The 11,509-nt window shown below is 55.6% G+C and carries 8 protein-coding genes; 6 read left to right on the top strand and 2 right to left on the bottom strand.

Annotation, left to right across the window (positions count from 1 at the left end):
• Window positions 1-354: 354 nt before the first annotated feature.
• Window positions 355-1,479, top strand: a complete 1,125-nt coding sequence (locus tag ABLU88_RS12545) for a cupin domain-containing protein (RefSeq protein WP_025107488.1) — start codon at window positions 355-357, stop codon at window positions 1,477-1,479.
• A gap of 68 nt (window positions 1,480-1,547) precedes the next feature.
• Here the strand turns inward: ABLU88_RS12545 and surE are convergent, their stop codons facing one another.
• Window positions 1,548-2,423, bottom strand: coding sequence for a 5'/3'-nucleotidase SurE (gene surE / locus ABLU88_RS12540; protein ID WP_014837294.1), 876 nt, complete (start codon window positions 2,421-2,423; stop codon window positions 1,548-1,550).
• Between the two features lie 495 nt (window positions 2,424-2,918).
• On the opposite strand from surE, the gene ABLU88_RS12535 reads away from it, so the two are divergent.
• Together ABLU88_RS12535 and ABLU88_RS12530 are read left to right on the top strand one after the other, a co-directional pair.
• Window positions 2,919-3,698 (top strand): histidine phosphatase family protein, encoded by a 780-nt coding sequence (locus ABLU88_RS12535; RefSeq protein ID WP_049104690.1) that lies wholly within the window; start codon window positions 2,919-2,921, stop codon window positions 3,696-3,698.
• 84 nt (window positions 3,699-3,782) lie between these two features.
• Window positions 3,783-5,126 carry an OprD family outer membrane porin gene (locus ABLU88_RS12530; protein WP_080528474.1) on the top strand — a complete coding sequence of 448 codons (1,344 nt, stop codon included), beginning with the start codon at window positions 3,783-3,785 and terminating at the stop codon, window positions 5,124-5,126.
• A gap of 41 nt (window positions 5,127-5,167) precedes the next feature.
• On the opposite strand, the gene ABLU88_RS12525 is transcribed toward ABLU88_RS12530, so the two are convergent.
• Window positions 5,168-6,532, bottom strand: coding sequence for an MFS transporter (locus ABLU88_RS12525; protein WP_014227732.1), 1,365 nt, complete (start codon window positions 6,530-6,532; stop codon window positions 5,168-5,170).
• 565 nt (window positions 6,533-7,097) lie between these two features.
• Between ABLU88_RS12525 and ABLU88_RS12520 the strand changes: the two genes are divergently transcribed.
• The 3 genes from ABLU88_RS12520 to ABLU88_RS12510 all read left to right on the top strand — a co-directional run bounded on the left by ABLU88_RS12520 (window position 7,098) and on the right by ABLU88_RS12510 (window position 11,499).
• On the top strand, window positions 7,098-8,747 hold the full coding sequence (locus ABLU88_RS12520) for a signal transduction protein (protein ID WP_070596348.1): 1,650 nt from the start codon (window positions 7,098-7,100) through the stop codon (window positions 8,745-8,747).
• Between the two features lie 144 nt (window positions 8,748-8,891).
• Window positions 8,892-10,343: an MFS transporter gene (locus ABLU88_RS12515; RefSeq protein ID WP_014227730.1), complete on the top strand. Its 1,452-nt coding sequence runs from the start codon at window positions 8,892-8,894 to the stop codon at window positions 10,341-10,343.
• Window positions 10,344-10,395: 52 nt separating this feature from the next.
• Window positions 10,396-11,499 (top strand): mandelate racemase/muconate lactonizing enzyme family protein, encoded by a 1,104-nt coding sequence (locus ABLU88_RS12510; protein WP_004108723.1) that lies wholly within the window; start codon window positions 10,396-10,398, stop codon window positions 11,497-11,499.
• The last annotated feature ends 10 nt before the right edge of the window (window positions 11,500-11,509 follow it).

The following is an 11,509-nucleotide window of genomic DNA, read 5'->3' as shown; positions in this document are numbered from 1 at the left end:
GTTGTTTGTGAAGTGATTCACATCTGCCGTGTCAGTGGGAGCGCATTATAGGGAGCTGCCGGGATATAGCAACCCTTAAAATACAAAAAACTTATCAAACGCTCATAATTTAAGCTTCTCACCCTCCCTCCACGCCGGAAAAAATGGGAAAAAGCCAGACGCCACGGGGGCTGCAGCGAATTCAGGCAAAAGCGACATTTGCGAAAATCAACGTTATCCACTTTACGTTTCCCCCTCTCTTACCGCGTCGTGACTTCAGATGATGAATTAAGCACCAGCCTTGACCCATGACAAAGCGGCTTGAGGGTGCATATTTCTATAATCAGGCCCGTTTCTTCTTATTGGTATGAACCTATGGCTTATCAACTCAACATTAACTGGCCCGAGTTTTTAGAAAAGTACTGGCAAAAGCAGCCGGTCGTATTAAAGAAGGCTTTCGCGAATTTCGTCGATCCGATTACGCCGGATGAGCTGGCCGGGCTGGCCATGGAACCGGAAGTCGATAGTCGACTGGTGAGCCTCAAGAACGGTCAATGGCAGGCCAGCAACGGGCCGTTTGAACATTTTGATGGCCTGGGCGAAACCGGCTGGTCGCTCCTGGCTCAGGCGGTAAACCACTGGCATATGCCCGCCGCTGAACTGGTGCGCCCCTTCCGCGTGCTGCCGGACTGGCGTTTAGACGATCTGATGATCTCCTTTTCCGTACCGGGCGGCGGCGTGGGCCCGCATATCGACCAGTACGACGTCTTTATTATTCAGGGCATGGGCAGCCGCCGCTGGCGCGTGGGCGATAAGCTACCGATGCGTCAGTTCTGCCCGCATCCGGCGCTGCTGCACGTCGACCCGTTCCCGCCGATCATTGATGAAGATCTGGAACCTGGCGATATTCTGTACATTCCGCCCGGATTCCCGCACGACGGAATCACTCACGAAACGGCGCTGAACTACTCCGTCGGCTTCCGTGGGCCAAACGGCCGCGATTTGATCAGCAGCTTTGCCGATTACGCGCTGGAAAACGATCTCGGCGGCGAGCACTACAGCGATCCGGATTTGACCTGCCGCGAACATCCGGGACGGGTAGAAGAGTATGAACTGGAACGCCTGCGCGGCATGATGATCGAGATGATTAGCCAGCCGGAAGATTTCCGCCGCTGGTTTGGGCGTTTTGCCACGACGCCGCGCCACGAGCTGGATATTGCGCCCGCTGAACCGCCTTTTGAAGAAGAGGAGATAGTCGACGCGCTGGCGGGCGGTGAAATGCTGACTCGCCTGAGCGGCCTGCGTGTACTGCACATCGGCGACAGCTTCTTTGTGAATAGCGAACAGCTGGAGCCAACCGATCCCGCGGCTCTGGACGCGCTGTGCCGCTATACCCTGCTGGGTAAAGAGGAGCTAGGCGAGGCCGCGCTGCGCAATCCGGCTTTTATTGCCGATCTGACCCGCCTGATTAACCAGGGCTACTGGTTCTTCGACGAATAGCGCTTCATCATCGGTTCATATAAAGAAGGCGCGGAGCCCGCGCCTTCTTCTTTACTATCGCTACAGCATCATTTACCGAGCAGCGCCTCAAACTGCGCCTGGTAGTGCGGCGCGTTCCATGAACCATCAAACAGGGTGTAAGTAATATATCCTTTGTTGAGCCAGCCCGAGTCATTATCCCCTTCCGCCGGTTTCATCGCCTCCGGATTCATCGTCTGTTTGGCGGTACCGTCCGCCAGAAGTTCATAACCAATCTGCGGCACAGGGAATTGTTCATTCTCAATATAATGAACGCCCTTAATTTCAGCCGACGGCAGCGGCGGATAGTTAATGCTCAACCCGGCCCCCTGCGGCATAATCGGGCTTCCCGGTTTATGCGCGGCGTTAAGTTTATCCACCAGCGAGACGACATAATCCACCGAATCAGGCCAGTACTTATGCGTGCTCGGCCATTTGTTCTTCATCTCTTCTTCCGTGAAGCGGTAGCCAATGCTGGCGGCAATCGCCGGGAAACCGTAGCGTACGGCGCGGGCCGCGGCGCTCACGGTGCCGGAGTTAACCTGCGCCATACCGGTATTGGGACCATCGTTGACGCCCGAAATCACCAGATCCGGCGGCGCGTCTTTCAGCACGCCCCACAGGCCAAAATCCAGCGCATCGGCAGGGGTTCCCGGGAAGCAGTAGCGTTTGTCAGCGGCTTTTTTGACATCAAAAACTTTACCCGTTTTAAAGGTAATTGCCGACCCGATACCGCTCTGATTCGTTGCCGGCGCCACCATCCAGACGTCATACCCTTTGGCCGCCAGTTTTTCCTGCAGCGAAGTGGTCCCCACAGACTGGCAGCCATCATCGTTAACCAGCAGTATTTTCAGCGGTTTTTCAGCAGCCTGTACGCCAGCGGCAGATAACGCCAGAATGGCGGCAGTCAGGATTTTCGTTCTCATCATCACTCCTTGTTGGGTAGCAAAGGTATTTCTTAGGCGCAAAAAAAAACCTAAGACTCCTGCCGCACGCCAAATTGGCGGACAGGGGTCTTAGGTTTTGCCTGTTGTCAGTAACAATCCCAGAGTGCTGCGAAAATAACGCCAGAGCGTAAAAGAGTCCAGCCCGGACATCATTATTCTGTGACGGAGATCAATCCTCTAAAATTATTTAAGCCGAAAACTGCCAATTAATCTGAAAATTAAACTTAAGATACAACTCAATCGACAAAATTACCTCCATGAAGACGATCACATTTACTGACATTTATAATAAATAGAGGGTGTCTTTTCTCATAATTAGTGCTAACGTCGCCCTTGTTGGATTGTTACTGTTTAGAACAGGCGAAACCTACGTTATAGACGTTCGAGCGAACATAATCTTATTTATGCTTCGCGTCGAATATCTGACGTAGGTTTTTTTTTGCTTATAAAAAGACCATTCAGGTGGAGCGTTATATGAAGAAGTGGCTAATAGCATTAATGATGGCGGCAGGTGCGGCAACCTGCTCTGCGGCGGAAGTTAAAAACGATGACGGCGTGAATATCTATTTCGCCCGCCATGGCAAAACGCTGCTGAATACGTTTGACCGCGTGCAGGGTTGGGCGGACTCACCGCTTACCGAAGACGGCATTCGCGTCGCTCGTTATCTCGGCGAGGGGCTTAAAGGTATTCCGTTTGATAGCTTCTATTCCAGCGATGCCGGACGTCAGCGTGAAACCATGCAGGTGATCCTTAAGCAAGCCGGAGTAAGTGATTACAAACTTACTGAACTCAGCGGCCTGCGAGAAGCCTTCTTCGGCGGTTTCGAAGGCGGCTATAACAAAGATATGGCCGACGCCGGCGCCAGACAGCTGGGGCTTAAAGACGGCGCTGCGCTGTTCAGCCAAATGAAAGCGGGCACCCTGGCCGTCGATACCAACCAGAACGCGCTGGCAGCGGCCGACCCAAAGGGTATGGCGGAAAACTATCAGCAGGTAAAAAACCGTACCCAGGCAGCGCTGCACACTATCGTTGAAAACGCGCAGGCCCGGGGCGATAAAAACGTGCTGGCAATTTCATCCGGTACCGCAATGCAGATTATGATTTCCGATTTAACCGACGATAACGCGAAAAACAAGCCGCTTGCCAATGCCGCGGTGGTTAAAATTGTTTATAAAGACGGCAAATATACCGTTCCAGAAATTGGCACCATGAAATATGTTGAAGCCGGAAAACAGGCTCTCGATAAAAAATAATACCCACGCTTAATTATTTATTACGTCAGACTTCAGGCGAAAACACCTCGCCTGGATCGCTGCGTCCCTACTCTGGGGTTTATCATGAAAATCAATACTACAACAGTCGCCATTATGCTGCTGGCTATTCCCGCCAGCGCCTGGTCAGCTTCGACCACTAACAGCCTGAAGGAGCACGATTATATCGATACCGTGCTCGACGATCCGTTATTCAGCCAGTCCCATATGAATTTATCGTTTAAAAACTACTGGAAATATCTTAAGGAAGAAGAGACCGAGCCAAAGAAAGTCCATAATGCCTGGGGTCAGGGCGTCGCCGTCGATTATCAGTCCGGCTATTTTGCCGATATTATTGGCTTTGATGCCACTTACTACGGAGCGGTCAAGCTCGGCGCCAGCGATTACTTTAACTCCCGCGGCGTGCTGTATAACAACGGCAGCGGGAATAAAAAGAGCAACGCTGAAGGCTTTTCCAAATTTGGTCAACGCAACATCAAGCTACAGTATCGCCTGGCGGACACTCATCTGAACGCCCGCTGGGGCTGGCAGACGATGAAAAACTTTGGCGTCATCTCCAACTCCACCCGCCTCTCCCCGACCACCTATTTGGGCTGGACCGGCGCGGTGAACTACGGCCCCTTCACGCTGCGCGGCGCGTACATCGAAAGCGCGATGGATCGTAACTCGCCGGATAAGAAACGCTTCCAGACCAACAGCGGACAGTACATTAACCATATCGCCAGCGGCGATATTCTGTGGCAAAGCGAGCACCTGAACATGCAGTACGGCTATGGTGAAAGCGATAACTATCTGCGCCGCCATATTCTGTTTACCAATATTAAGCCGATAAAAGCGCTGAACATCGGTACTCAGGTCTACGCCACTCACGCGCTGGACGAGTATAAAGCGATGCCAGCGAATAAGCGTGACTTTGACGACGACGCCTGGCACATCGCCATGGATGTGAAGTGGCAGGCGGACAACTGGAGCACCAAGTGGGGTGTGGGCTATACCGATGCGAACAAGGCCAATGAAGTGGGCTTCTACCCGCGCCATATGAGTAAAAACTCGCGCGGGACCTTTATCTCAATGGCCTATGCCGGCAACGACTATATGCGCGACGGTGAGCTGGTTCTCTCTAATATGTCGGACTATAACCTGACGCCGGAGCTGGCGATCGGTCTCGCCGGCAACATCGCCCAGTTTAACTACCGCGGCAACCACGTCCGTACCGGGGAAATTAACGCCTTCAGCCGCTGGGTGCCGACGCACCCAAGACTGAAAAATCTCACCGTCTGGGCGATGTTCGGGCCGGGCTGGTCCTATAAGATGAATGGCAAAACGCCGGTGCTTACCGACGGCCATTACAGCCGGGCCAACTCGCTCTCTTCGGAAGTGATTATCGAATATAAATTTAATCTGTTCTGATACGCCCGCCCCGCCGGTCATGGCGGGGCAACCCTCCCCGGCTACTTCTTCACCTCATTAAGCTCATCGTTATAGCTTTCCCGCGTCACGCAGACGCACAGGATGGTAATCAGCGCCATGCAGGCGAGAAACAGCGAGATGGGCCACGATGCGCCGCCGGACCACACCAGCAGCAAGGTACCAATCATCGGCGTTAGGCCGCCGACGATGTTCGCCAGCTGGAAGCCGAGCGAGACGCCGGTATAGCGCACGCTGGTGTCAAAAAGCTCCGAAAAGAAGGCCGGCTGAACGCTGAACATCATCCCCAGCCCCACGGAATAGCAGAAGGTGGTGGCGAACATAAACATCTTCACCGAGCCGGAGTCGATCATCCAGAATAGCGGGAAGGCAAAGATCAGCGTGATAGCGGCGCCGGCCAGATAGACCGGTCGGCGGCCAATTTTATCGGAAAGCCAGCCGAAGAACGGAAAGGTAAAAATGCCGACAAAGCTGGCCAGCAGCAGCCCGTTCAGCGCCGTTTCGCGAGTGAAGTTGAGTTCCCTTGTCACATAGGACATAAAGAACGCCACCGTCAGCCAGCCCAGAACAATCTCCCCCATGCGCATGCCCATCGCCAGGAACACCGCTTTACGGTGATGCTTGAGTACGGTGAGAATGGGAAACTTCTGCTCCGCCGCTTTCGGCGCGTTCTGCTGCTGTTTCTGATTCTCCTGGAACACCGGCGTCTCTTCGATCCTTGAGCGGATAAACATCCCGACAAACAGCAGCGCGATGCTTAACAGGAAAGGCACGCGCCAGCCCCAGGACATCAGGTCATCCTCCGGCAGCATCACCACCAGCGCAAAAACGCCGGTGGCGATAAACAGGCCAAGCACGTTGCCCAACTGAACAAAAGTGCCGAAAAAGCCCCGGCGATGGCGCGGCGCATACTCGGTGATCAGCGTCGTCGCCCCACCCCATTCGCCGCCGATGGCAAAGCCCTGGCAGAGGCGCAAAAAGATAAGTATCAGCGGCGCGGCGTTGCCTATGGTGTCGTAGCTGGGGATTAAGCCTATGAAAAAGGTAGAAATACCCATAATCATCAGCGACAGGACCAGCGATTTTTTGCGGCCGATCTTATCGCCATAGTGGCCAAATACGATGGCCCCGATGGGCCGGCTGACGAAGGTAATCGACAGCGTCAGGAAGGACACCAGCAGCGCCATCAGCGGCGAGAGGTTAGGAAAAAACAGCGACGGAAACACCAGCGCGGCGGCGGTGCCGTAGATAAAAAAGTCATAGAACTCAATCGTTGTGCCGGAAAGACCGGAGCCCAGCACGGTGAGCAGCTTTCTTCTTTCATGGGTTTGTTGCGATGTTTGTTCATTTTTTGCAGGGGTCATGGCGGGCGAGGTAAGCATAGTCATCATTAAATCCTCTGTCCTGAATCATTATTGTTAAGTCGGGCAGCGCCTGGCTAACCGCGGTCGCGAGGGAAAATCGCCCGCAAGCTAACTCGAATTAGCTAATTATAACAAGATACGGAGATTCACAACGTAAATGCTAAAAGAGTGTGACCAGGATCGGTTAAATTTTAACACCTGCCCTAGCGCCGCGAGACAAATCGCTTACGGCATAACGTAAATAATTTATCAAATTCAATCAATTATATATTTAACGCTGATTTACCGTCCCCGCTGCGCTTCCCGTCCGCTTTTCTGCCCGCCTTTATGCCGCCTCAGCAAGCGTTCCCTGTCACCTCGACCCACCGTTTAAAATAAAGAGTTAAATATTAATAAGTTAATAATTGCACATTGATAGCCATCACAAATCCCCGGTAAAGAGTTTGTTCCTGTCTTTTTTTTATCCTAATTTGCTAATTCGAGTTAGCCAAAGAAATTAGCCAGCAACAGAACGATTGATGCCGCGCTTACCCCGGCGCAGCACGCTCAACGATAACCAAGCGACCTATCCCCTACAGGAGAAATTCACATGCTGAATTTAACGTTACCCGCGGAAGCCGGGCTTATTACCCCGCAGCCAGGCGAAGTGTTGATGGTGACCAATGCGGATCTCCGCGAACCGGCTAACGTCACCTGCTGGCCCACGCAGAAGCTGTTTGAACAGCGTCTGGAAACGGCGCTGGAAACATTAGGCTATCGCCTGCGCCGCGCCCATCCGGTCAACGAGCAGCGCGGCCACGGGTTTATCAGCAGCCAGAAAGAGGGTAGCGAGCTGTTCGCCGGGATCGATCCGGATGCGCCGGTTATTGTCCTGCTGACCGCCTGGCAATACTCCCATCACCTTGCTCCTTCGCTGGTACATCATCGCGGCCCTATTTTGCTGCTCGCCAATTTTGACGGTACCTGGCCGGGCCTCGTCGGCATGCTCTGTATGGCAGGCTGCCTCACCAGCCTGGAGCGCAGCTACTCGCGGCTTTGGTCGGAAACCTTCGCCGACGAGGCGTTTATTCGTGGCTTAGACACCTGGCTGCGCGACGGCCATCTCAGCCATAAGCTCGGCTATCTGCATCCGGTTGCACCCAGCGCGCCGCTGCTGGCCAGCGAAGCCGGGCAGATTGGCGTGAAGGTTGGGCAGTCGATCCTCAAACACAAGGCCATTGTCGGGCTGTTCGATACCTTCTGTATGGGGATGATCAACGGCGTGTTCCCGCAAAAAGCGATGATCGACGTAGGGATGCCGGTGGAGTCGCTGTCGCAATCGGCGCTTCTGGTTGAAATGAACAAGGTGCCGATCGCCCTGCGCGAAGCCTGTCTCGACTGGTATGAGACCCGCGGCATGCGCTTCCGGTTCGGCACCGACGGCGCGAAGGATCTGACCCGGGAGCAGGTACTGGAACAGTGCGCAATGATGATCGCCATGGCGCGCTTCGTGAAGCGCTTCGGGCTGACGGCAGTGGGCGTGCAGTATCAGCAGGGGCTCAAAGACAGCTGCGCCGCCTCAGATTTTGCCGAAGGCGCCATCGGCAACGCGGAACGTTTCCCGATCCCGGATGAGAATGGCGAGATCGTCTGTCCGGACGCGCCGATCCCCTGCATCAACGAGGTGGATATGGGCAGCGCCATCCCGCAGGTGATGCTGGCGAAGCTGCTCGGCGCGCTGGGTATGGCGAGCGAAACCACCCTTCACGATATCCGCTGGGGTAGCGAATACAACGGCACGTTCTACTGGGATCTGGAGATCTCCGGCGCGGTGCCGTTCGCCCATCTGAAAGGCGGGATCGCCGGGGCCACCGGCTATCGCCAGCCGGCGATGTTCTTCCCCTATGGCGGCTCGACCATTGCCGGTCAGGGCAAAGCCGGACGCTTTATCTGGGCGCGAGCGCACTACGAAGGCACCCAGGTGATCCTGCATATCGGCACCGGCACCGCCGTCGAACTGCCGCAAGACGAATTCGAACGCCGCCGCCGGGCGACCAATTACGAGTGGCCGTTACTCAACGCCGTTCTCGACGGGGTTTCGCGCGACGATTTAATGGCGGGCCACCAGAGCAACCATCTCAGTCTGGCTTATGTAGAGGAGGAGGTATTATCCGAAGTGCTGAACGCCTTTATTGCCCAGGCGCTGACGCAAAATATGAAAGTCTTTATCGCAGGCGATGCGCATTTATTAATGAAATAACAACTGATTCGCTTATGTAATTTTTACGTTGTTAGCGATCCTGGCAAACATCCGCTTCATTCGTCTCTTTATCGCCCATAAAGAGCGGATCAACGCGTATCTGTCCGGGCGGGCTCTCCGCCTGCCCGGATAAGAGAGGATTATATGTATCAGCAGCAACATATTGAATTTATTATCCAGAAGGCAAAGAAACGGCTCGATCTGCAGGAGGCCCCTGGCTGCACCAAAGCGGGATGGCTAATGATCACCGCATTATTAATTGAGTCATGGGATATTTATTCCATGGCGTTTATTTTATTCGCCCTGAAAGATATTTATGAGCCCAGCAGCTGGCTGCTCGGTTTTACCGCCGCCGGCACCCAGCTTGGCGCGGTGGTCGGCGCGCTGCTCGGCGGCTGGCTGACCGATAAGCTCGGACGGCGTAAAATTTTCCTCTGGTCGATGATCCTGTTCGCGATCTTCGCCGTTCTTCAGGGCCTGGCGCCCAATATGTACTGGCTGGCGATAATTCGCTGCCTCGCCGGGATCCCGGTGGGCGCGGACGTGGCTAACGGCTTTACCTACATCATGGAGGTGATGCCGAAGGGCAAGCGCGAAGTGATGGCTAACCGCTGGCAGTTTATGTTCGCGCTGGGGATTATCGCCGCCATTCTGCTGGTCACCACGCTGGTGGCGCTTGATGTTCACCCGGATATGATCTGGCGCATCGTGCTGGCGGTCCCGGCGATCCCGGCCTGCCTGCTGCTGTTTATGCGTCGGGAGCTGCCGGAGACGCCAGCGTGGTTCGTCGAACGCGGCCGCTTTATCGAAGCGAAAAAAGCCTCCCGTGAATATTACGGCGAACAGGATGGCCGTCTGCTGGACGACATTCTGCCTAATGAAAACGTCACTATCGCCGACCCGACGCTCAAAGAGACGCTGCACGATCTGTTCCGCCGCCCCTTTACCCGCCGCACCACCCTGTTCGGCTGGTTCTCCTGCGCCGTGCAGTCGTTTGAAAACTACGCCTTCTCCTTCTTCCTGCCGCTGATCCTCGTCACCATCGGGATTTCCGGGCAGATCCAGAATAACCTCGCCCTGCTGGCGGTGAACTGTATCGCCGCGCTCTCGGCATTTGTCGGCCCGCTGCTGTTGCCGAAGCTCGGGCATAAGGGACTGAGCAAATACGGCTTCCTGCTGGTCACCATCGGTATTTCGATATCGGCGTGGGGCGTCTACAGCAGCAGCTTCGCATTTATCATCTTCGGCGCGGCGCTAATGCTGTGGGGCCACTACTGGGATTCCGAAAGCGGCATGACGGTGATCTCGCTGGTGGCAAAACCGCGCTATCGCGGGGTGGCCTCCGGCATCGGCTACACCATCGTCAAGGTCACCGCCTTCGTTACCACCCTGGTCTTCCCGGCCCTGTTTGAAGCGGTCGGCGTACCGGTCGCCTCGATGATTATCGCTATCGCGCCGTTCTGCGCCTTCCTCGCCTCCATCTTCCTGCTGCCGGAAGTCTTCGGCCATGCGGTGGGCGACGAGAACGATCGAGAACATGACGCCAGCCCGGCAATCGCCCTGGAGGGGCATGAATCCCCGGCCTCCAAACATTAACCGCCCGGGCCGCAGGGGCGGCCCCCGCTGAACCCATAAAGGAAGGAATCAGATGAACAGCACAAAAATGCCCGTGATTGAAAATATCGAACTGATGACCGCCCGCGTTCCGCTGCCGGAAGGCCCGTGGGGGGATCAGATTCACCACGTCACCGATATCGAAGTGGCGATTGTTGACGTCTACGGTTCTAACGGCCACGTCGGCACCGGCTTTAGCCACACTTCCGGCTGGTGCGGGAAAACCATCTCCGCGCTGATTGCCGAGATTATCCCGGACGTTATTGGCCAGCCGCTCTCCCCGCGCGGCCTGTGGCATCGCTCGTATAAACACGTACACGACGTCGGCGGCGCGGGCGTCACCACCCATGCCCTGGCGGCGCTGGATATTGCCTACTGGGATCTGTTAGGTAAAACCCTCAATGCGCCGATTATCGACATTCTTGGCCGCGTACGCGATCGCGTTCCGCTGTACGGCAGCGGCATCAACCTGCATCTGTCCATTGAGGAAGTGATTGACCAGGTCAAACGCTGGAAAAGCACCGGCTACCTGGCGGCGAAAGTGAAAGTGGGCAAACCGACGCTGGAGGAGGACGTGGAGCGGCTGCGTAAGATTCAGGAAGCAGTGCCGGGCTTCCCGCTGGCGGTGGACGCCAACCAGGGCTGGAACTTCCCGCAGGCGCTGCGCGCGTTCAAGCTGTTCGAACCGCTCAACCTGCTGTGGATTGAGGAGCCGCTGCCCTCCGACGATATCGCCGGCCATCTGCGGCTGCGCGAACGCAGCGCCACGCCTATCGCGCTGGGAGAAAACGTCTATAACTTAAACCAGTTTACGCAGTACATCGAGAGCGGCAGCGCGGATTACATCCAGGCGGATCTCGGCCGCGTCGGCGGGATCACCGGCTATCTGGATATCGCCGCCGTCGCCCGCGCGCACAACCTGCCAATGACGCCGCATTTTGTCATGGAGCTCAGCGCCAGCCTGCTGGCAACGGTGCCGAATATCTCATACGCCGAGATGACCGACGGCGGGCGCTGGAAAGATCTGCGCATCATCGCCGAAGCGGGCGAAGAGGTGGACGGCTACTACGTGCCGAGCGAAAGGCCGGGCCACGGCATTATTCTCGATCGTGATTACCTCGCAACCCACAAAATCTAACCACGCAGTG

The sequence above is a fragment of the Klebsiella sp. GW_Kp182 genome, from assembly GCF_040062275.1.
GTDB classification, from domain to species: domain Bacteria; phylum Pseudomonadota; class Gammaproteobacteria; order Enterobacterales; family Enterobacteriaceae; genus Klebsiella; species Klebsiella michiganensis.
This window is presented reverse-complemented; position numbering and strand designations above follow the sequence as displayed.